Below are 23,183 nucleotides of genomic sequence, written 5' to 3'. Positions count from 1 at the left end.
AAATCGGGAGAGCTCCAACAATGCCTCAATCCCTAACGCAAAATAAAACAATAGTATATGAGCGAATTACTAAAAGTACCAACCATGGCAGAGTTTATGGCAGAAGGAAAACAACCAGAAGTATTGTTTTGGGTGGGTTGTGCTGGTAGTTTTGATGATAGAGCAAAAAAAATAACCAAAGCTTTTGTTAAACTATTAAATAAAGCCAAAGTAGAATTTGCTGTTTTAGGAACCGAAGAAAGCTGTACCGGTGATCCTGCTAAACGAGCAGGGAATGAGTTTTTATTCCAAATGCAAGCCGTAACAAATATCGAGGTTTTAAATGCTTACGAAGTTAAAAAAATAGTAACAGCTTGCCCGCATTGTTTCAACACCATAAAAAATGAATACCCGGAATTGGGCGGAAACTATGAGGTCATGCACCACACACAGTTTTTAAAAACCTTATTAGATGAAGGACGTTTAACTATAGAAGGTGGTCAATTTAAAGGAAAACGTATCACTTTTCACGATCCTTGTTATTTAGGTCGTGCCAATAATGTGTACGAAGCACCACGCGATTTAATTAAAAAATTAGAAGCAGAATTGGTTGAAATGAAAAACTGCAAACGCACTGGGTTATGTTGCGGTGCTGGAGGTGCTCAAATGTTTAAAGAACCCGAAAAAGGGAATAAAGACGTTAATGTTGAACGTACCGAGCAAGCTTTAGAAACCACACCACAAATTATTGCAGCAGGTTGTCCGTTTTGCAATACCATGATGACGGATGGTGTAAAAGCCAAAGAAAAAGAAGCTGAAGTACCTGTTATGGATATTGCCGAATTAATTGCAAACGCTCAAGATTTATAAAGATTTATACATGAATAAAATTACCTACTTATTTTTAACAATGCTATTATTTAATTATTTTTCTTTTGCTCAAGAAAAAGAAGATTTAAAAGATAAATTGTTTGATGATATTGCCATAGGCACTTGTGAATGCTTAACCAGGAAAGATTTAGATTTTACGGCAATGGAGCAATCTAAAATAGAGATGGAGTTTGGTTTTTGTATATTGGAAAGTTATGGTAAATTAAAAAAAGAAGCAGACAAGTTAGTAAATGTTTCTTTTAACGACGAACAATCTTTAGAACAGTTAGGAGTAGATGTTGCATTTAAAATGATGACACATTGTCCAGATTATATGACGGTAATTGCTGGTAATTATGCGGCTGATGAGTTTGAAGAAGGTAAGGACGATATCATTCTTGTTGGTCATGTTACCAATATACAAGAATCTCAATTTAACACCGTTGAATTGATGGACACCGATAATAGATTGCAAAAAGTTCTATGGCTGGAATATTTTGAAGGCGATAATTTATTGCATGATTTGAATAAATTAAAAAAATCAAAAGTAAAAATAACCTGTTATGAGTTTGAAATGTTCGACCCTAGAATAAAGGAATATCGTAATTTTAAAATCATCAAGAAAATTTCTCTTTTATAAAATGTTAGTAGATTTTAATACATTACCAGAAGAATCACGAGTTTGGATTTACCAAGCCAATCGTTCATTTTCAGAACAGGAAATTGAAGAAATACAATCCAAACTTAATGTTTTTATTGAAAATTGGACAGCGCACGGTAGCGATTTAAATGCTGGTTATTTGGTTAAATATAAGCGGTTTATAGTTATAGGTTTAGATCAAAACTTAAACAAGGCAACAGGGTGTTCTATTGATTCTTGCGTACATTTTATTCAACAATTAGAAAAAGATTATAATGTTGATTTAATGGACAAAATGAATGTGTCTTACAAACAAGGTGAATTTATAGCTTATAAAACACTTACCGATTTTAAACAAATGGCGAAAGAGAAAGCCGTTTCAAAAAACACCATTGTTTTTAACAACTTGGTGACCAATATTGCGGAATTTAACGAAAACTGGGAAGTACCTGCCAGTGAAAGTTGGCACAGTAGATTTGTTAAATAAGTTTGGTAACAGCTTGAACCTTCATAAATAAAAGTATTTTAAAAATTCATAAGATAGCTATGGCTAACGAAATTATCCTATTAAATATTTCTGGACCCGATAAACCAGGATTAACCTCTAGTTTAACCAGTGTTTTGGCACAATACAACGCAAAAGTGTTGGATATTGGTCAGGCAAATATTCACGATACCTTATCCTTAGGTATCTTGTTTGAAATTCAATCAGGACCAAATTCCGCAGCCGTATTAAAGGATTTACTTTTCAAATCTTATGAACTTGGTATTAAAGCAAAGTTTACACCCATTACTCTTGAAAATTATGAGAAATGGGTAAAACTTCAGGGTAAAGACCGCTACATAGTTACCATTCTAGGTGAAAGACTTGCTGCAGAGCAAATATCAAAAGTAACACAGGTTATCTCAGAAAAAAATCTGAATATAGATTCTATAAAACGACTTACGGGGCGTACCTCTCTTATTGTAGAAGAAGAATATCCGCGTGCCTGTATAGAATTATCCATTAGAGGACAGATTGAAGATAAAACAGAGTTCACAAAAAAATTCATGGAAATTTCAAGAGAACTAGACGTAGATATTGCTTTTCAAGAAGATAATATTTTTAGAAGGAACAGACGTTTGGTTTGTTTTGATATGGATTCTACACTAATTCAAGCTGAAGTAATTGATAAATTGGCAGAATTAGCTGGTGTTGGCGATGAAGTAAAAGCTATTACAGAATCGGCAATGCAAGGTGAAATAGATTTCAACGAAAGTTTTGTTCGCCGCATGAAGCTCTTAAAAGGTTTGAGTGAAGATGTATTACACGATGTAGCCATAAATTTACCAATAACAAAAGGAGCTAAAAGACTTATAGATACCTTAAAAAGCTATGGGTTTAAAACCGCTATTTTATCGGGTGGTTTTACTTATTTCGGTCACTATTTACAAAAAGAATTGGGTATCGATTATGTGTATGCCAACCAATTGGAAATTAAAGATGGTGTTTTAACTGGTGGTTATTTGGGTGAAATTGTTGATGGCAATAAAAAAGCAGAATATCTAAAAGAAATAGCTAAAAAAGAAGGTATCGATATCGATCAAACAATTGCAGTTGGCGATGGTGCCAACGATTTGCCAATGCTTAACCTTGCGGGTTTAGGGATTGCTTTTCACGCAAAACCAACAGTAAAAGATAACGCCCAAAGTTCCATTTCAAGTATTGGGTTAGATGGGGTGTTGTATTTGTTGGGCTACCACGACAGGCATATAGATTTATAAATATTGACCGTAACTTAAAATAGTTCATTACTTTCTTTATAAATCTATCTTAAAGTCTTTTCAACTTCTTTTTAAAAGTAGTATTTTGGCATGATTATTTATGTAGTAGTATTTGTTATATACTTACTGAATTAATCCTCAAATATGCGTCAAATCTTATTAACAATAGTATTTCTATATATATCGGTTTCATCCTTTGCACAAATTCAACAAAATCCATTAGCCTCTAAAGATGTTGAAGCCCAAAAGAAATGGGTAGATAGTGTTTATACATCTTTATCATTAGAAGAAAAAGTAGGGCAGCTGTACATGGTGCAAGTCATGTCTAAACAAGACCAAGCTGCAAATGAAAAAATAATTGATTTAATTAGAACACATCATATTGGAGGCATTATTTACTCACTTGGGGATCCTGTTAGGCAAGCTAAATTAAATAATGAGCTGCAAGCACTTTCAAAAATTCCGTTATTAATAGGGATGGATGCTGAATGGGGCTTGAGCATGCGATTGGATTCTACCTATGCATTTCCTTGGAACATGACGCTTGGTGCTATAAGCGACAATAATTTAATAGAACAAACGGGAAAACAAATTGGCGAACATTGTAAGCGTTTGGGCGTGCATTTTAATTTTGCACCAGTGGTTGATATCAATACCAATCCTTTAAATCCTATTATTGGCAACCGCTCTTTTGGTGAAGATAGGGATAACGTAACCCAAAAGGCCTCCGCTTTTATGAAAGGTATGCAAGGTGCGGGTGTTTTAGCAAGCGCGAAACACTTTCCGGGTCATGGAGATACCGACCAAGATTCTCATAAAACATTGCCAACCATCAACTTTAATAAAAAACGAATAGATTCCATAGAATTGTATCCTTACAAAAAATTAATAAACGAAGGTTTGTCCAGTGTTATGGTGGCACATTTAAAAGTGCCAAGTTTAGAGCCAACGGGCTCCCCTTCTTCATTATCAAAACACATTGTAACAGATATTCTAAAAGACAAACTAGGCTTCCAAGGACTTATTTTTACTGATGCTTTGGATATGAAAGGTGCTGCCGATTTTAAAGAAGTTGGAAGTATAGATTTAGCTGCTTTTAAAGCAGGGAATGATGTTATGTTAATGTCTGAAAATGTTGCTATTGGTATTTCAAAAATAGTTGAAGCTTATAATAGTGGAGAAATAACCGAAGCACGTTTAGAACTTTCAGTTAAAAAAATTCTGCAAGCTAAATATAAAGTTGGTTTAAATAAATACCAACCCATTGATTTGAACAATTTGTCTGACGATTTAAACAGACAAAAAGATAATATTCTCTATGAAGAATTAATGGAAAGTGCCATTACCATAGTTAAAAATGAAAAGAGTTTATTGCCTATTCGAAAACTCGAAGATAAAACCATTGCATATGTGAAATTTGGAGATGATGATGGTTCTGTTTTTTTAAAGGAGCTTAAAAAATACACCAAAGTACATCAAATAGAAGGGGATTCTTTAGAGGGTTTAATGGCGAAGCTTCAAGACTATAACACCGTGATAATTGGTTTACACCGTTCCAATCAAAACCCTTGGAAATCGTATCAGTTTACGGAAACAGAGTTAACTTGGTTGTACGAAATAGCAAAAACACACAACGTTGTTTTAGATGTGTTTGTAAAACCCTATGCGCTTTCAGATTTAACAACCATTAAAAATATAGAAAGCATCGTAGTAAGTTATCAAAACAGCAAAATTGCTCAGGAAAAATCGGCACAATTAATATTTGGTGCTATTGAATCTCAAGGCAGCTTGCCTGTTTCTATTGGAAGCTATTTTAAAGTAGGTGATGGTATTAAAAATAATGCCATAAAACGTTTAAGTTATACAGTTCCAGAGCGTGTGGGTATGGATTCAAAAAAATTGAATAAGATAGATTCATTAGCTCTAAAAGCCATCCATGGTAAAATGACTCCTGGAATTCAATTATTAGTAGCAAGAAAAGGAAAAGTAATCTATAATAAAAGCTTTGGAAAACATACGTATTCAGGAAAAGAGGTTGTGGAGTTTGACGACATTTATGATGTTGCATCTCTAACAAAAATATTGGCAACCTTACCGCTACTTATGGAATTGGAAGAAAAAGGAGAGGTTACTTTAGATACTAAACTGTCTCAAATATTACCTAGTTATAAAAATTCAAATAAAGCAAATATTACATTAAAAGCAATGTTATCCCATTATGCCCGACTAAGGCCGTGGGAACCGTTCTATGCACATACTTTAGATAGCGCTACAAAACGCCCCAGTGAGAAATATTATAGAACAGAACGTACTGAAAAGTTTAATATAGAAGTGGCGCAAAATTTATATTTGCGTTCAGATTATCCAGATTCTATACAGAAAATAATTAAAGATTCAGATTTGTTGAGCAGAACACAATATAGATACAGTGATTTTCCTTATTTTATTTTAAAGAAATATATTGAGAATTATTACGACAGAACCTTAGATTTTCTTGTGCAAGAACATTTTTATAAATCTTTAGGAGCCAATTATACCATGTACAACCCATACCATAAAGTAAGTAATAAAAAAATCGTTCCAACGGAAGTGGATGATTATTACAGGTTTCGAGAAGTTCATGGGTATGTGCACGATATGGGAGCAGCTATGCAGGATGGAATAGGGGGGCATGCAGGTATTTTTAGCAATGCCAACGATGTCGCTAAAATTATGCAGATGTTTTTACAAAAAGGATTTTATGGTGGACAACGTTATTTTAAGTCTGAAACACTCGATAAATTTAACACGTGTTACTATTGCGATAAAGGGAATAGAAGAGGTATTGGCTTCGATAAACCACAACTAGGAGAGGATGGGCCAACATGTGGTTGTATATCATTAAATAGTTTCGGGCATTCTGGTTTTACCGGAACTTATGCATGGGCAGACCCAGAGGAAGAAATTGTTTATGTATTTTTAGCAAACAGAACCTATCCAAATGCAACACATAATTTGCTTTTAAAAGAAAATATTAGAACAGATATACAACGCTTAATTTATGAAGCGATAATTGAATAAAATAGTAATAAAGTTAAAAGTTGGAAAGTTTTAAAGTTTATATATGACTTTTTAGCTTTTCACTTTAATACTTTTTAACTTAAAAAAATATGAAAATAGGAATTGTATGTTATCCAACTTTTGGAGGTAGTGGCGTCGTGGCGACCGAGTTAGGTTTAGAATTGTCTAAACGAGGACATGAAATTCACTTTATAACCTATAACCAGCCTGTGCGTTTGGAATTATTGAGTAATAATGTGCATTACCACGAAGTAAATGTTCCAGAATACCCGCTGTTTCACTATCAGCCATACGAGTTAGCATTGTCTAGCAAATTGGTAGATATGGTAAAGCTTCATAAAATTGAAATTTTACATGTACACTACGCTATTCCTCACGCTTATGCGGCGTATATGGCTAAAAAAATGCTACAAGAAGAAGGTGTTTTAATACCTATTGTTACCACTTTGCATGGAACCGATATTACACTTGTTGGCAGCCACCCGTTTTATAAACCGGCAGTTACTTTCAGTATTAACAAGTCCGATGCGGTTACAGCAGTATCGCAAAGCTTAAAAGAAGACACGTTACGTTTGTTCGATATAAAAAACGATATTCACGTGGTGGCTAATTTTATAGATTTAGAAAAGTACAATCATAAATTCACCGATTGCCAGCGTGGTATGATGGCAAATGATGATGAAAAAATAATTACCCACATAAGTAATTTAAGACCCGTAAAACGTTCCCAAGATGTTATTAGTATATTCTATAATATTCAAAAAGAAATACCCGCAAAATTAATGTTAATAGGTGAAGGTCCTGAACGGGAGCATATAGAATTACGTTGCCAAGAACTAGGGATTTTAGATAAAGTTATTTTCTTTGGAAAAAGTAATGAAATAGATAAGATTTTGTGTTTTAGTGATTTGTTTTTATTACCATCACAAACCGAAAGTTTCGGTTTGGCAGCCTTAGAAGCTATGGCATCGGGTGTTCCTGTCATATCAAGTAATACAGGAGGCATACCAGAAGTTAATATTCACGGTGTTTCAGGATTTTTAAGCAATGTGGGAGATGTTGCCGATATGACTAAAAATGCATTGTATATTTTAAGTGATAAAAAGCGCTTAGAAACTTTTAAAAAGAATGCTAAAAAAACGGCTCAGAAATACGATTTGCATACCATAGTACCACAATACGAAGCTATTTATCAAGATACATTGGCGAAGTGTTTGGTACTTTAAGTTGGCAATATATCATACAAAAAATGCACTTCAATTGAAGTGCATTTTTTTTTTTTTTTTGTATTAGTTAGAATTGGTATCTAATACCTAAAGCGATATCAAAATCTAAATCGTTATTTTTGAATGAGTCATCACCAAAACCAATTTCTGGTCTAAAATCCAGTGAAATTAATAATGGAATATCAAAATTGTATTCAATACCTATATCACCCGCAGCAAAAATAAAAGTATCACTGTCATCTACTCCAGCAGGTGCATTATCAAAACTGTAAGAACCTAATCCACCACCAACACCGGCATACCAGTTAAAACCACCGTCTATGTTCCAAACCCATTGGTATAAACCAGTAAGTTTAAATCCATCAAAATCTTTTCCATCTCTCCAACCTAAATCCACTTCCAAACGGTTATTGCTACCTAAAGCGTGTTGGTAAGATATTTCAGCGCCAAAACCATCACTATCTCCTAAACGTAATCCAATAGCGTTATTTGAAATGTCTTGAGCGTTTGATGCAAAGGTAAAACCTAATAATGCAACTGATAATAAAAGTAGTTTCTTCATAAATGTTGTTTTTTAATTTGTAATTAATATACGACCTTTCTTTGTTAAAAGATCTTTTTAAGAATTTAAATTATTTTACAAAAATAACGACAAAATTGTATTTATATTTAACTTCCCGTTATAATTATAATTATTTTTTAGGAACAATGACGTTAACATCACATTTACAGACATTAAGCGAAAAATTATCAGGAGAATTATTTTATGACGATTTAATAAAATCGATCTATGCTACTGATGCTTCTGTATTTAGAATGTTGCCATTAGCCGTCGCATATCCAAAAAATAATGAGGACATCAAACAACTTATCCAGTTTGCAAAAAAACACAATACATCATTGATTCCAAGAACTGCAGGGACTTCGCTTGCAGGACAGTGCGTTGGAGAAGGGATTGTAGTTGATGTGTCTAAATATTTTACAAATATTTTAGATGTTAATGAAAAAGAGCAAACCGTTACGGTGCAACCAGGAGTTGTGCGCGATGCCTTGAATAATTATTTAAAACCTTTTGGGTTGTGGTTCAGTCCCAATACATCTACATCAAACCGTTGCATGATTGGTGGTATGGTTGGAAATAATTCTTCGGGAACTACCTCCATTCAATATGGTGTAACGCGTGATAAGGTCATTGAAATGCATACCATTTTAAGTGATGGGAGTGAAGTGGTTTTTAATGAAATTAGTTCTGAAACATTTCAAAATAAGACAAAACTAGATACTTTAGAAGGAAACATATATAAAAGTATTTATTCGGAATTACATGCTGAAGCTGTTCAAAATCAAATTATAGAAAACTTTCCAAAACCGGAAATACACCGAAGAAATACAGGATATGCCATTGATGAATTGATTAAATCGGAGGTGTTTTCAAATACTTCGGAAAAATTCAACATGTGCAAACTGCTTTCAGGAAGCGAAGGCACATTGGCGTTTACCACACAAATCACTTTAAAACTAGATAAATTACCACCACAAGAAGCTATAATGGTTGCTGCACATTTTAAAACAATTGAAGCGTGTTTAAATGCTGTAGAACCTGTAATGAGCCATAATTTATACAATTGTGAAATGATGGATAAAACCATTTTAGATTGTACAAGGCATAACAAAACACAGCAAGCTAATAGAAGTTTTATTGAAGGCGATCCAAAAGCCATTTTAATGTGCGAGGTAAGAGCATTTACAAAAGAAGACGTAATCGTCTTAGCCGAAAGCCTAATAAAAACCATTGAAGATTCTGGTTTAAGCTATGCATTTCCTACGCTTGAAGGTGATGACATAAATAAAGCCAACAATTTAAGAAGTGCCGGATTGGGTTTGTTGGGAAATATTATTGGCGATAAAAAGTCGCACCCATGTATTGAAGATACGGCGGTAACGGTAGGCGATTTGGCAAATTATATCTCGGAGTTTGCAGCATTAATGAAAGGTTACAACCAAGAAGCCATTTATTATGCCCATGCCGGTGCTGGCGAATTACATTTACGTCCTATTTTGAACCTTAAAAAGGCGGAAGATGTGGTACTGTTTAGAAAAATAACCACCGATGTAGCACATTTAGTGAAAAAATACGGCGGTTCCATGAGTGGGGAACATGGTGATGGTATTGTACGTGCTGAGTTTATCCCATTAATGATTGGCGATGCGAATTATCAAATATTGAAGAGTATTAAATCTGCGTTTGATGCCCATAATATTTTCAATCCAGGAAAAATTGTAGATGCGTTTCCTATGGACAAATCGTTGCGCTATGTTCCGGAAAGGATAGAGCCCAAAATTGAAACCATGCTCGATTTTTCGCATTCCCAAGGTATTCTGCGTGAAGCCGAGAAATGCAACGGTTCAGGCGATTGTAGAAAATTGCCTGAATTCGGCGGTACCATGTGCCCAAGTTACAGAGCAACCCGAAACGAAAAAGATACCACACGTGCTAGAGCGAATGCGTTGCGTGAATTTTTAACCAATTCCGAAAAAGCAAATAAGTTCGATTATGAGGAATTAAAAGTGGTTTTCGATTTATGTTTAAGTTGTAAAGCCTGCGCCAGCGAATGCCCAAGTAGTGTGGATGTGGCAAGTTTAAAAGCGGAATTTTTATACCAATATCAAAAAGCAAATGGCGTGTCATTACGCACCAAATTGTTTGCTTACAACAATACGTTAAACCGCTATGGAAGTGTATTTCCTAAGCTATCAAACTTTATGTTTTCTAATGGTTTTACATCTTCAATGTTGAAAAAATCGTTTGGAATTGCCAAAGAAAGACAACTGCCATTAATTTCAAATAAAAGTTTAAGTAAAGAGTTTCAAATCATTAAAAAAAAAGTAGTTAAAAAAGAATATATAAAAACGATTTATTTGTTTAATGACGAGTTTTTAAACTATTTAGATACCCCTATTGGAATGGACGCCATTCAACTTTTAACTGCATTAAATTACGATGTGAAGATGGTTGAAAGTGCAGAATCTGGTCGTGCATTTATATCAAAAGGTTTATTGCAACAAGCTAAAGAGGTTGCCAATAAAAACGTTTCAATTTTCAAGAATTTAATTTCTAATGAAACACCTTTAATAGGCATTGAACCATCAGCTATTTTGACTTTTAAAGATGAATATTTAAGATTAGCAGACGATAGAACTTCCGCAGAAACGATAGCAAAAAACACCTTTTTAATAGAAGAATTTATTCAGCAGGAAATAAAACTGGGCCATATCACTTCGGAGCAATTTACTTCCGAAGCAAAAACCATTAAATTTCATGGGCATTGCCATCAAAAATCATTTAGCAATCAATTGTCTAGTTTCGATGTTTTGAATTTACCAAAAAACTACAAAGTCACTATTATACCAAGTGGTTGTTGTGGTATGGCAGGGAGTTTTGGTTACGAAAAAGAACATTACGACGTCAGTATGAACGTGGGTGAACAAACGTTGTTCCCAGCTGTAAGAAAAGCATCAAGCGACACCATAATTTCGGCCAATGGAACCAGTTGCAGGCATCAAATTAAAGATGGTACCCAGCGTGAAGCAAAACACCCGATCACGATTTTACGAGAAGCTCTTATTTAAATGTGAGCTGTTTAGTTGTTTGTTGTTAAGTCGTTTGCATTTTTTAGATAAACAAATAAACAAAAAACTATTTCGCTTTTTTCTGATGCTGCTCTACAATAGTAATAGCAGCAATTAAGTCTCTAAATTCCATGTTTTCAAAATCTTCATCTACAAAAAAAGGGGATAGTTTGTCTTTATTGTAATGGTACACCTTCCAACGTTTAAATTGATATTCCAAGGCGGTGAAATTTTCAACCCAATCACCCGAATTCAAATACATAGTGGTTCCATGTTTGTTTTCAATATATGCCATTTTTGGATGGTGTATGTGTCCGCAAACCACATAATCATAGGCATTTTCAATGGCTAGATCTGAAATTACTTTTTCGAATTTTTTAATGCGTTTTTCAGCATTTTTTGCATCATTTTTAACTTTATCGGATAATGAGTAGCGCTCTTTTCCTCTGCGCTCCAAATACCAATTCACCAGACGGTTAAGCTGGGTTAGCGCCCTATAACCATAATCTCCTAGTTTAACTAACCATTTGGCATTTTGAATAGAAACATCGAATACGTCTCCATGAAAAAACCACGCTTTTTTCCCATGTAATTCCAATGCCAACTTATCTACAATCGATATGTTTCCAATGGTGTTTCCTGTAAATTTCCGAAGCATTTCGTCGTGGTTGCCAGTAATGTAGATAACCTCAACACCATCGGCAGCCATATTCATGATTTTTTTTATAACCTTTAAATGCGATTTTGGGAAATAACGTTTGCTGAATTGCCAAACATCTACAATATCACCATTTAAAATAAGCTTTTTTGGTTCTATACTGCTTAGGTAATTTAGTAGGTATTTTGCATGACAACCATGGGTGCCCAAGTGTACATCTGATATTACGGCAAGTTCTATTTTACGTTTAATTTTCAACAGTTTCATTTAGTTATTGTAAAATACAAGGTTCTGTATTACTTAATCATTACCTCATAATTATTTAAATATGAGCATATTGTTAAACAAATGTTATGCTTTATAATTACCATTGATGAATTACGAATTACGAATTGTATTTAAAGTTAATTGCCATTTCACGTTTTACGTTTCACGAATTACTCATTTAGTACCTTTGATTTCTAAAAAATGATTTATTTTAGCTGAAAATTTTAATTATGGCTGGGAATTCTTTTGGAAAACTATTTACTCTAACAACTTATGGCGAATCTCACGGACCTGCTTTGGGCGGTGTTATTGATGGTTGTCCATCTGGAATTGAATTAGACTTAGATGCCATTCAGCAAGAATTAGATAGAAGAAAACCAGGACAATCTGCTATTGTTACACAACGCAAAGAGCCGGATGTTGTTAAATTCCATTCGGGTATTTTTGAAGGTAAAACTACAGGGACTTCCATTGGTTTTGTTATAGAAAACACCAACCAAAAATCACACGATTACACCCATATAAAAGACAGTTACAGACCAAGTCATGCCGACTATGTGTACGATAAAAAATACGGTTTTAGAGATTACCGTGGAGGTGGACGCAGTTCAGCGCGCGAAACCGCTTGTCGTGTCGTGGCAGGAGCCATAGCAAAACAAATGCTAAAAGGCATTGAGTTTTACGCTTATGTTTCTGGCGTAGGTATTTTAAAATTGGATAAACCGCACACCGAGTTAGATTTAACCCAAATAGAATCCAATATAGTACGTTGCCCCGATGCCGCTATGGCAGCAACCATGGAAACGTATATTAAAGAAGTTCGTGGAAAAGGTGATACCGTTGGTGGTATTGTAACCTGTGTTATTAAAAATGTGCCAATCGGTTTAGGAGAACCTGTTTTCGATAAATTGCATGCCGATTTAGGTAAAGCCATGTTATCCATAAACGCCGTAAAGGGTTTTGAATATGGCAGCGGTTTTGAAGGTTGTACCATGTTGGGCAGCCAGCATAACGATGCTTTTAATACCGATGGCACTACAAAAACCAACTTTTCAGGTGGCGTACAAGGAGGCATTAGCAACGGTATGGATATCTACTTTAACGTAGCGTTTAAACCCGTAGCAACCCTAATTCAAGAATACGAAACCATCGATAAAGAAGGTAAAGTCGTGGTTATGCATGGTAAAGGGCGTCACGACCCCTGTGTAGTACCACGCGCCGTACCTATTGTAGAAGCCATGGCAGCCTTGGTTTTGGCCGATTTTTACTTACGTAATAAAATGTATAGTTAGTAGCTATTTCCCGCTTTCAGCTTTATCTTTCTTGTGCTGAACTTGTTTCAGTATCTCATCGTATTCGTTGTGTGCATTTTAATTTGTGTTTCAAACAACTTTTCGTTTAGCACAAAAAAGTATGCCGCTTTAATCTGGGCTAAATTATCTGCGGAGTTTGTGTTTAGAATAAAGGCAGCTTTCTTATCTTAGACCAATCATATTTACAGCTAGTTCAGAAATGAAAAACCTATGTTACTTAGTGCTATTTATTTGTTTGAACTCTTTTTCTCAAAGTGTTAAAGTAGATACGTTGTTCTTGTCTCCAAACGAAAAAAACAATTCACCATTGGATAAATTAATTTATCCAATAATTAATACAGGTAACATCAAAATAGATTCGTTAATAAATTTTGATTTAAAGAATAGATACACCTTTGATGAAGCTCCAAATTTATCAGTAAGAGAAACGCTTACGCAATGGATTGGAGATCAAATAGGGTATATAGATTTTAATGTTACTTATAATCAAAACAATTTACTGTCAATAAATATCCAAACAGAAGGTTGCGCTGCTTATTGTACAAATTGGATATCTTATTTCAATTATAATATAAAAACAGGTCAATACTTGGAGCTTAACGATATTGTAGACTTAAACCAATTTAAAGAACAATTAATTACCGATAAAAGCAACCAATTTGATAGACAATTGAATGAACTGAAGGAGTTGCTAAAAACCAGCGAGATTAATTTAGATGAATATAGTTCGCTTCATGAATATTACATAAACTGCAAAAATAATGCTGATTTTGAGGAGTTTGCTTTGTATGATTATTGTTTGCAAGTTATAGAAGAGTGTAGTCTTCCAAATGCTATAAAGAGTATGACACCACTTATTGAATTAAAATATGCTTATTCTACATTAAAAAATAAACTAAAATTACCTCTTGAGGATAAAGGCCTAAATTATTACAGTAAAACCAACGATTTAGAAGTAATTTATGTAGATGCGAATACAATAAAAATAAGCTTAATGATAGCCAATGAAAATTGTGCTGTCCCCGATTTTGAAGGCGTTCTATATAAATCTAAGGAGAATACATTTGAAGGTTTTGTGTTTTCTGATAAAGGTGAAGTATATGAATCAAAGCATCATTTAAAAATACAAAAGATTAATAATGTTCTAGAAGTATCGTCAAAAGATTCTGTTGAAAATTGGCAATTAGGGGCATTTTGTTGGATTGAAGGAAAATATACAGCTAGATAAAGCAGTAAGTTTTATTCATTCACAACTTAGTTTAAATTCTTATCTTGCTTCAAAATTCAATAATCAACTAAAAACAATCCCTCTCCTTTGGAGAGGTTAGGAGAGGCTTATGAAAAAACTCGCACTACACTGGAAAATATTAATAGGAATGACCCTCGGTATTATTTGGGCATTACTTTCAAGTACATTAGGTTGGAGTGCCTTTACAATAAATTGGATAGATCCATTCGGTACCATCTTTATAAACCTATTAAAACTTATAGCGATTCCGTTGGTGCTTTTTTCTATTATAGGCGGTGTAGCCAATATTGGCGACCCCAAAAGCCTTGGAAGAATGGGAGGGAAAACCTTGGGTATTTACCTCATTACTACCATAATGGCTATTTCATTAGGTTTGGTTTTGGTAAATGTTGTAAAACCTGGAAAATTAATTGATGAACAAAGTAGAATTGATAACAGAATCAGTTATGAAATTTGGTCAGCTTCCGAAGGTCACGAAGTAAAAGATGGTATCAATTATTTAAAAGACCCCGCATTTTTTGAGCGCGCCCAAGAAATATCGGAGTTATCAAAATCCGAATTAAAAGAAGCGTCGGTTTCAGATAAACTTGAAAAAGCAAACAAACAACAAAGCGTCACACCTTTACAACCATTGGTTGACATTGTGCCAGAGAATTTTTTCGCATCCCTTTCCAATAATGGTTTGATGTTGCAAATCATCTTTTTCGCCTTGTTTTTTGGCATATGTTTATTATTCATACCAAATGAAAAATCGCAACCTGTATTAGTTTTGGTTGATGGTATTAACGAAGTATTTTTAAAAATGGTGGATTTGGTGATGCAAGGCGCACCATTTTTTGTATTTGCTTTATTGGCAGGTGTCGTTAGTAAAATGGCGGGCGACGATATAGGCAAAGTAATAGAAATCTTTAAAGGGTTAAGTTGGTATTCGTTAACCGTTTTAATCGGATTGTTGCTCATGATTTTTGTAGTGTACCCAACCATATTAAAGCTATTTGTAAAAAAAGTGCCTTATTTAGGCTTTTTTAAAGCCATGGGGCCAGCTCAAACATTGGCGTTTTCAACATCCAGTAGTGCCGCTACACTTCCTGTTACTATGGAATGTGTGGAGCAAAACATGGGTGTAGATAAAAAAGTCAGCAGTTTTGTATTGCCTATTGGGGCCACCGTAAATATGGATGGAACCAGTTTGTATCAAGCAGTTGCCGTTATATTTTTGGCCCAAATGCATATGATAGATTTAACCATTGGTCAGCAAATAACGGTGGTTTTAACCACGACTTTGGCATCCATTGGTTCTGCAGCTGTACCAAGTGCAGGACTGGTCATGCTTATAATAGTTTTAAATTCCGTGGGTTTAAATCCAGCTTGGATAGCTATTATTTTCCCTGTGGATAGAATTTTGGATATGTTTAGAACTGTTGTAAACGTAACAGGTGATGCCACAGTGTGTTCCATCATTGCCGATGGGGAAAACATGCTAAATTATAAAGATGATAAAGATCCAACCGAAACATTTGATTTAGATTCATAATATATAATACAGGTAATAATGAGTAATATTACAATCACATCTCCAGTTGTTTCAGTGTCTTGGTTAAATGACCATTTAGATGCTGAAAATTTAGTTGTATTAGATGGTTCTATAAAAAAAATAGTCAATCCTAAAATTGATTCTATTGAATTTCAAATACCAAAAACACGTTTTTTTGATTTAAAAACAGCATTTAGTAATGAATCTGCACCGTTTCCTACTACGTTTCCATCGGAAGATAAATTCACTTTAGAGGCACAGGCTTTAGGTATTAATAAAAACAGTGCGATTGTGGTGTATGATGATAAAGGAATTTATTCAAGTGCCCGAGTATGGTGGATGTTTAAAGCTATGGGACATGATAATGTAGCGGTCTTAAATGGTGGATTGCCTGAATGGATTAAAGCTGGATATATTACAGAGGGTAAAAGTTATTTTACTGGAGTTAAAGGAGACTTTGAAGCACAATACAAACCAAGTTTCATGAAGTTTTTTGATGATGTTAAACAGGCTTCAGAAACTAAAACCTATACTATTATCGATGCCCGTTCTGAAGGACGTTTTAAAAGTTTAGAAGCAGAGCCACGAGAAGGATTGCGCATGGGAAACATACCAAATTCGGTGAATTTACCTTTTGAAGATTTATTGAAAGACAATCAATTACTGTCCAAAAAGGAAATAGAAGCTAAGTTTCAATCTTTAGCTAAAAAAGAAGACCCCATTATATTTTCTTGTGGTTCTGGTATAACGGCTTGTGTTTTGGCTTTAGGAGCTACCATTTCAGGATATGAAAATATTTCTGTGTATGATGGTTCTTGGACGGAATGGGGGAGTTTGGTTCCTGAATAAATTATTCCAAAAACTTAGATTTTAATTCTGGAGTAGGTATCATGCAAGATTCTTTTTTACCATACCATTTGTATCGGTTTTTGGCAATATAATCGTAAATCCAATTGCGAATAAATGGAGGTACAATAAAAAATACCATCATTAAATTTTGAGGAAACCCCAAATGACTTGCTATTTTTATAGCTGCTGTAGATTTTGAAATCACACCTTGTTCTGGAGTGTATAACAAAATAGAATCTGTTTTATTGGTGTCTATCTGGTGTTCTTTAATTATTTGTTGTCCAGAATCACTTTGTAATGCGGTAAACATAAATACATTCTTTTTATCATGCTCAATAACATATTGAACCGAGCTGTTGCAAAGGTTACAAACACCATCAAATAATATGAGTTTTTTATGGCTTGGTATGTCTATCATTTTTTTGCTTCAACAAGTTCCAATTCGTCCATGCTCACATTAGTCGTAAAGATTCCATAATTCACAACAGCTTTGTTTTTTTCAATTTTATCAATGCTGCCAATGGCTCTACCATCGTTCATGCGTACACGGTCGCCAACTTTTAAAGTCACTTTTGGTTTTGGCTTTTCAATGGCTTTCTTTTTAGCTTCTTTTTTCTGTTCCCGTATTACAGTAACTACTTTTTCGGCTTCTTGTTTTACTTTTTCTTCTTTCGCTTTTATGACCTTCTTTTCCTTAGCGGTAACCTTTTTTCGTTTCGAGTTTTCTATTTGAACTAGCTTAAAAAGTTCATCCATTAAAGCTTTTTTCTGTTTGTTGTTGAAATATTTATCAGATAGATCATCCACTTTTTGACCTAAGTAAATTAGGCGTTGGTTGCTATCATATAATTCTTGATAACTCTCTAATTTCTTTTGAATTTTCGCGTTAATCTCTTCAAGTTTATCAGCTTCTTGAAGTTTTTTCTTTTCATTAATCTTTAGCGATTCCCCTGTTTTTTCAAGTTTAGAACGTTCCTTTTGAAGTTTGGCAATAGTGGCATCAAAACGCACCTTGCTGCGCTCAATCTTCTTCTTGGCACGGTTTATCAATCCAAACGGAATACCATTTTTTTGAGCCACTTCAAACGTAAAACTGCTTCCGGCTTGCCCAATAACAAGTTTGTACAAAGGTTCCAGTGTTTTTTCGTCAAACAACATATTGGCATTCAGCATAAAAGGCAACTCGTTTGCCAGTATTTTTAAGTTGGAATAATGTGTTGTAATAATACCAAAAGCTTCACGGTGGTAAAACTCTTCTAAAAAGGTTTCAGCCAAAGCACCACCAAGTTCTGGGTCACTTCCCGTTCCGAATTCATCAATTAAAAAAAGTGTATTCTTATTACATTTCTTTAAGAAATAATTCATCTGTTTTAAACGGTAACTATAGGTGCTCAAATGGTTTTCAATAGATTGATTATCACCAATATCGCTCAATATCCTGTCAAATAAACAGGCTTTACTGCGTTCGTGTACAGGAATTAGCATACCACTTTGCAACATCACTTGTAATAATCCAACCGTTTTTAAGGTAATGCTTTTTCCTCCAGCATTGGGGCCAGAAATAACGATGATACGGCTATCTTGTTTTAGTTCAATGGTCTGTGGGAACGTTTTTGCTTTTTTTTGTAAGTTGTTTAGATAAAGTAACGGATGATACGCATCGCGCAAAAACATGCTTTTATCTTCCGATATTTCAGGTAGTATGGCATTCATGGAGTTGGCATATTTTGCTTTGGCCGATATAACATCCATGGCTATTAAAAACTCCTGATAGTTTTCTAAAAGCGGTAAAAACGGACGAATAAAGTTGGTAAGCTCTTTTAAAATCCGAATGACTTCTTCATTCTCTTCATATTCTAAATTGTTCAGCTCCCTAGTGTATTTCATGGTGGTTTCAGGCTCCATATACACAATGCTTCCTGTTTTGCTGCTGCCCATAATAGAGCCTTTCACTTTTCGGCGGTACATAGCTTTTACCGCCAAAACCCGCCTATTTTCTACAACACTTTCGCGAATATCATCTAAATATTCAAGTCCGTGGTACATGTTTAAAGCGGTTGCAAAACTTTGGTTTATTTGACCCTTAATTTTATTTATGTTTTGCCGTAAATCAAAAAGTAAGGGAGATGCATTGTCCTTTATATCTCCAAAACGATCCACAATCGCATCTACTTTTTCAATGATGGCTTTGGTAACTTCAATATGGGAGGCAAACGCATGAAGTGTTGGGTAGTAATCTTCAAACTTCTTTAAAAACGTAACAATATCATTGGTTGATATAGACATTGAAACTATTTTCTTTAAGCTATGAACCTCTAAATAGGTGTTTTCAATGCGTAAAAGTTTAATTTCTTTGGTTATGGCATCAAAACCATGGTTGGGTATGCGGTTATCGTTATCAAAAGACGATAGATATTCATTGGTTAATTGTAAATTGTTAAGCAGTGATTCTCGGGTACTGAAAGGTGTTATTTGTAGCGCCTTTTCGTTACCCAATACAGTTATACAATGCTCGCTTACTTGTTTTAAAACGGTTGAAAACTCTAAGTCCTGTAATGTCTTTTCGTGAATGTGAATCATTCTAAATTTTTGATGCTTTTAAATAGAAGCGCAAAGTTAAACATTATGTCTGAGATACTTTCTACTGTTAAATTCTTCTTAACGAATAGTTAATTAACAGGTTGGACTTTTTCTTTAACAAAACGCTAACAGTGAGGTAATTGATTTGTGCTTACTTTTAAATAAATCAATAAACATCAATCAAACTACAATCAGTAAGAAAGCCCAATAAATTTGATTGGGCTTTTTTAGTTGGATAACTTCAAGCATAAAATGAACTTGGATTAAATCTCTATACGTTGCCTTCTTAATAATATTTTTGCATAATCTCGGGCTAGTTTATCACCATAATCCCTGTAAGCTCGTTGTGCCCATTCCAAGGCTAAATCAGTATTACCTAATACTTCATTGGAAACAGCTATATTTAAAGCTGCACGTCCAGCCGATTTGCTTCTTGGATGCTCCTCGATAAGACGTTTCCAAGCCTTTATGGCATCATTCCATTTAGCTACTTCTGAAGCGCGCCATCCTATGCTGAACAAATCTTTATCGCGTCCTTTCCCTTTTTTATACATATCACGCTTTATACGATAATAACTAGGTAAAAAACGGTTTATATAGTCTAAGCCGGTTGCGTAAGCAGTTTCAGATAAAGCATTAAGCGGTGGCATACCATTAACGAGGTTGAAATTCATATAATGTGTTTGTTGGTACTGGTCGATAATGGTTTTGGTATAGGGATCGTACAATCGCCAGTAGCTTTTTACGTTCACACGAGCACTAGTTGGTATTCTTGGACTAGGTTTGCCGTTGGTAATAACAGCATTAACTTGATCGATCACAGCAGATCTGATTATATCGGAATTAGAATCGAAGGTTTCCAATGCTAGTAAAACATCGGCATTAGCAGATTTACATATTTCAGAAACCTTATCCCAGTTTATTAAATCGGGCATTGCACGAGTTCCTGTACCATATAATCGTAAAGAATCAGGAATAATAATTTGTATATGGCTGCGGTTGTTTATCCCATCAAAAACGCCTTTAATAGCTTCATCAGAGGCTAATTTATCAGAGCCCATAATTTCTCCTGTAGTTATGGCTTCAAGGGTTTGGTTGCTTTTATCTTCGTTTTTAGTTAAAGAACGATTGATGAGTACAATATTCGAAACATTTTCTGGAAGTAGAACTTGGGGTTCTTGCGGATAATTTAAATATACGTAGCCCGAGCTTCCGCAAGACGCTAAGCTTAATGCTGCTATGGCCAAGTAAAAAAAGTAGTGGTTTTTCATAATGAATTAGATTTGAATTCTTCTTGCTATTCAATAAGCATGCCATTAGTGTTTTTTCGTATCTTATTTCGGCCTATGTCATGATACTGTATTTCTTCTAAAAGCAGAGATTAACTGATATAATTCCAAATATTTTTAAACTTACTTAAAGCTTTATAGGTGTCCAGAACAACTTTGTTCTCTGGGTTGGATAGTTTAGGATCGTCTTTAAGTAGTTTTTTAGCGTAAAAGCGTGCGCTTTGCAAAATATCTTTATCCTTTATAATATCGGCAATTTTAAGGTTTAAAACACCGCTTTGTTGTGTTCCCATAATATCTCCTGGCCCCCGTAAACGTAAGTCTACCTCGGCTATTTCAAAGCCATCACTGGTTTTTACCATGGTTTCCAATCGGGTTTTGCTGTCGTTACTTAGTTTGTGCCCCGTCATTAAAATGCAATAACTCTGTTCGGCACCACGACCAACCCTACCACGCAACTGATGGAGTTGGGAAAGTCCAAAACGTTCGGCACTTTCAATAATCATTACGGATGCGTTAGGCACATTTACGCCCACTTCAATAACCGTGGTGGCAACCATAATTTGGGTTTCACCTTTAATGAAGCGCTGCATTTCAAAATCTTTGTCGGCAGGTTTCATTTTACCATGTACTATGGAAATTTGATATTTGGGCATGGGGAAGTCTCTAGAAATACTTTCATAGCCATCCATCAAATCTTTATAATCCAAAGCCTCGCTTTCTTGAATTAGCGGATACACGATATAAATTTGGCGTCCTTTCTTTATTTCATCTCTAATGAATTTAAAAACATTCAAACGGTTTTTGTCGTATCTATGAACCGTTTTTATAGGCTTTCTTCCGGCAGGTAATTCATCAATAACGGAGATGTCTAAATCCCCGTAAACCGACATGGCCAAGGTACGCGGAATAGGGGTAGCCGTCATGACCAAAACATGTGGGGGAACAGGAGCCCCACCAACTTCCCCATGGGAGGATTGAGGAGGGCCTTTATGCCATAATTTGCTTCGTTGTGCCACTCCAAAACGGTGCTGTTCATCAATGATGGCGAGTCCTAAATTTCTAAATTTCACCTTATCTTCAAGCAATGCATGGGTGCCAATGAGTATCTGTAATTCACCATTTTCTAAAGCTTTATGAATTTTTTTTCTTTCTGAAGTAGTACTTGAACCAGTTAGTATTTTAACGCTGATATTCAATTCTTTACAATATTCAAGTAAACCATTATAGTGTTGTACTGACAAAATTTCAGTCGGTGCCATTAAACATGCTTGAAAACCGTTGTCAAGTGCCATTAACATTGACATAAACGCTACTATGGTCTTTCCAGAACCCACATCGCCTTGTAACAACCGATTCATTTGGGCATTACTACCTAAATCGGCTCTAATTTCTTTTATAACCCGCTTCTGTGCATTGGTTAATTCAAAGGGTAACTGGTTGTTGAAAAAGGTTGTAAAATAATCGCCAACATGTTCAAAAGAAAATCCTTTAATTTTTGACTTATGAATTAAATTTTTGATGATAAGTTGCAGTTGAATATAGAAAAGCTCTTCAAATTTCAATCGGAATTGTGCACGTGCCAACAACTCCTGGCTTTTGGGAAAATGCACATTAAAGAGGGCGTCGCTTTTACTAATTAATTTTAATTCTGAACGTAGTGGTTCAGATAAAGTTTCAGCAAACCGTCCGCCAGTTTCAATAAATAATTGTTGTATAATTTGAATAATAACACGGTTGGTGATACCTTTGTTTGATAACTTTTCGGTTGAAGGATATACCGGTTGCATGGCAGAACGTAAGTTTTTTTCGTGTTCTTCTAACAGTTCCATTTCTGGATGCGGCATACTAAACCTACCATTAAACCAATTGGCCTTGCCAAAAATAACGTAAGGCTTGTTTAATTTTATGCTATCACGAATCCATTTGTGCCCACGAAACCAAACCAATTCCATCACACCCGTGTCGTCCTGAAAGGTACCAACCAAACGCTTGCCTTGTTTTTGCGCTACCTCTTTAAATTCAACAAGTTTCCCAATGACCTGTATATCAGCATTACTTTGTTGTAGTTGATTGATTTTGTAATAACGCGTTCGGTCTATATATCTATTTGGAAATAAGTTTATTAAATCTTGATAGGTTTGGATGCCCAACTCCTTCCGTAGCAAATCGGCCCTATTGGGGCCAACGCCTTTTAAATAATCGATAGGAGTTTGAAGATTGGTAGTCATAGAAGACGAATTTACTGCTTTTCATGCAATTCATAAAATAGAAA

17 protein-coding genes are annotated in these 23,183 nt (G+C 34.8%); 11 read left to right on the top strand and 6 right to left on the bottom strand.

Features of this window, described 5'->3' with window-relative positions:
- Nucleotides 1–57: 57 nt before the first annotated feature.
- The 6 genes from ACGK9U_RS04915 to bshA all read left to right on the top strand — a co-directional run bounded on the left by ACGK9U_RS04915 (nucleotide 58) and on the right by bshA (nucleotide 7,539).
- On the top strand, nucleotides 58–849 hold the full coding sequence (locus tag ACGK9U_RS04915; RefSeq protein WP_394465255.1) for a (Fe-S)-binding protein: 792 nt from the start codon (nucleotides 58–60) through the stop codon (nucleotides 847–849).
- 10 nt (nucleotides 850–859) lie between these two features.
- Complete coding sequence (locus ACGK9U_RS04910) at nucleotides 860–1,489, top strand: hypothetical protein (protein WP_394465254.1); 630 nt, start codon at nucleotides 860–862, stop codon at nucleotides 1,487–1,489.
- A 1-nt stretch (nucleotide 1,490) separates the two neighbouring features.
- Nucleotides 1,491–1,976: an ABC transporter ATPase gene (locus ACGK9U_RS04905; protein ID WP_394465253.1), complete on the top strand. Its 486-nt coding sequence runs from the start codon at nucleotides 1,491–1,493 to the stop codon at nucleotides 1,974–1,976.
- 59 nt (nucleotides 1,977–2,035) lie between these two features.
- Nucleotides 2,036–3,253, top strand: coding sequence for a phosphoserine phosphatase SerB (serB, locus tag ACGK9U_RS04900; RefSeq protein WP_394465252.1), 1,218 nt, complete (start codon nucleotides 2,036–2,038; stop codon nucleotides 3,251–3,253).
- 144 nt (nucleotides 3,254–3,397) lie between these two features.
- Nucleotides 3,398–6,313, top strand: a complete 2,916-nt coding sequence (locus ACGK9U_RS04895; RefSeq protein ID WP_394465251.1) for a glycoside hydrolase family 3 N-terminal domain-containing protein — start codon at nucleotides 3,398–3,400, stop codon at nucleotides 6,311–6,313.
- 89 nt (nucleotides 6,314–6,402) lie between these two features.
- Complete coding sequence (gene bshA, locus ACGK9U_RS04890; protein WP_394465250.1) at nucleotides 6,403–7,539, top strand: N-acetyl-alpha-D-glucosaminyl L-malate synthase BshA; 1,137 nt, start codon at nucleotides 6,403–6,405, stop codon at nucleotides 7,537–7,539.
- A 67-nt stretch (nucleotides 7,540–7,606) separates the two neighbouring features.
- Here bshA and ACGK9U_RS04885 read toward each other — a convergent pair whose 3' ends face one another.
- Nucleotides 7,607–8,101: a hypothetical protein gene (locus ACGK9U_RS04885; RefSeq protein ID WP_394465249.1), complete on the bottom strand. Its 495-nt coding sequence runs from the start codon at nucleotides 8,099–8,101 to the stop codon at nucleotides 7,607–7,609.
- A gap of 146 nt (nucleotides 8,102–8,247) precedes the next feature.
- Here ACGK9U_RS04885 and ACGK9U_RS04880 point away from each other — a divergent pair, with 146 nt between their 5' ends.
- Nucleotides 8,248–11,169 (top strand): FAD-binding and (Fe-S)-binding domain-containing protein, encoded by a 2,922-nt coding sequence (locus tag ACGK9U_RS04880; protein WP_394465248.1) that lies wholly within the window; start codon nucleotides 8,248–8,250, stop codon nucleotides 11,167–11,169.
- A gap of 67 nt (nucleotides 11,170–11,236) precedes the next feature.
- Here the strand turns inward: ACGK9U_RS04880 and ACGK9U_RS04875 are convergent, their stop codons facing one another.
- Nucleotides 11,237–12,094, bottom strand: a complete 858-nt coding sequence (locus tag ACGK9U_RS04875; RefSeq protein WP_394465247.1) for a UDP-2,3-diacylglucosamine diphosphatase — start codon at nucleotides 12,092–12,094, stop codon at nucleotides 11,237–11,239.
- Between the two features lie 230 nt (nucleotides 12,095–12,324).
- Here ACGK9U_RS04875 and aroC point away from each other — a divergent pair, with 230 nt between their 5' ends.
- The 4 genes from aroC to ACGK9U_RS04855 all read left to right on the top strand — a co-directional run bounded on the left by aroC (nucleotide 12,325) and on the right by ACGK9U_RS04855 (nucleotide 17,039).
- Nucleotides 12,325–13,386: a chorismate synthase gene (aroC, locus tag ACGK9U_RS04870; protein WP_394465246.1), complete on the top strand. Its 1,062-nt coding sequence runs from the start codon at nucleotides 12,325–12,327 to the stop codon at nucleotides 13,384–13,386.
- A 220-nt stretch (nucleotides 13,387–13,606) separates the two neighbouring features.
- Nucleotides 13,607–14,635 (top strand): hypothetical protein, encoded by a 1,029-nt coding sequence (locus ACGK9U_RS04865; RefSeq protein WP_394465245.1) that lies wholly within the window; start codon nucleotides 13,607–13,609, stop codon nucleotides 14,633–14,635.
- A gap of 109 nt (nucleotides 14,636–14,744) precedes the next feature.
- Nucleotides 14,745–16,190: a dicarboxylate/amino acid:cation symporter gene (locus tag ACGK9U_RS04860; RefSeq protein ID WP_394465244.1), complete on the top strand. Its 1,446-nt coding sequence runs from the start codon at nucleotides 14,745–14,747 to the stop codon at nucleotides 16,188–16,190.
- A gap of 18 nt (nucleotides 16,191–16,208) precedes the next feature.
- On the top strand, nucleotides 16,209–17,039 hold the full coding sequence (locus tag ACGK9U_RS04855) for a sulfurtransferase (RefSeq protein WP_394465243.1): 831 nt from the start codon (nucleotides 16,209–16,211) through the stop codon (nucleotides 17,037–17,039).
- Nucleotide 17,040: 1 nt separating this feature from the next.
- Here ACGK9U_RS04855 and ACGK9U_RS04850 read toward each other — a convergent pair whose 3' ends face one another.
- The 4 genes from ACGK9U_RS04850 to recG all read right to left on the bottom strand — a co-directional run bounded on the left by ACGK9U_RS04850 (nucleotide 17,041) and on the right by recG (nucleotide 23,139).
- Nucleotides 17,041–17,457 carry a thiol-disulfide oxidoreductase DCC family protein gene (locus tag ACGK9U_RS04850; RefSeq protein WP_394465242.1) on the bottom strand — a complete coding sequence of 139 codons (417 nt, stop codon included), beginning with the start codon at nucleotides 17,455–17,457 and terminating at the stop codon, nucleotides 17,041–17,043.
- Nucleotides 17,454–19,619: a DNA mismatch repair protein MutS gene (locus tag ACGK9U_RS04845; protein WP_394465241.1), complete on the bottom strand. Its 2,166-nt coding sequence runs from the start codon at nucleotides 19,617–19,619 to the stop codon at nucleotides 17,454–17,456. Before ACGK9U_RS04845 ends, ACGK9U_RS04850 begins: the two co-directional genes overlap by 4 nt.
- A gap of 263 nt (nucleotides 19,620–19,882) precedes the next feature.
- Nucleotides 19,883–20,890 carry a DUF6340 family protein gene (locus ACGK9U_RS04840; RefSeq protein WP_394465240.1) on the bottom strand — a complete coding sequence of 336 codons (1,008 nt, stop codon included), beginning with the start codon at nucleotides 20,888–20,890 and terminating at the stop codon, nucleotides 19,883–19,885.
- A 110-nt stretch (nucleotides 20,891–21,000) separates the two neighbouring features.
- Entirely contained in the window at nucleotides 21,001–23,139 is a 2,139-nt protein-coding gene (gene recG, locus ACGK9U_RS04835; RefSeq protein ID WP_394465239.1) for an ATP-dependent DNA helicase RecG, read from the bottom strand.
- Nucleotides 23,140–23,183: the final 44 nt, after the last annotated feature.

It is taken from the genome of Mariniflexile sp. HNIBRBA6329 (assembly GCF_043558645.1).
Taxonomy (GTDB): domain Bacteria; phylum Bacteroidota; class Bacteroidia; order Flavobacteriales; family Flavobacteriaceae; genus Mariniflexile.
The sequence above is the reverse complement of the archived record's forward strand: the minus strand, read 5'-3'. Positions and strand labels throughout refer to the sequence as shown.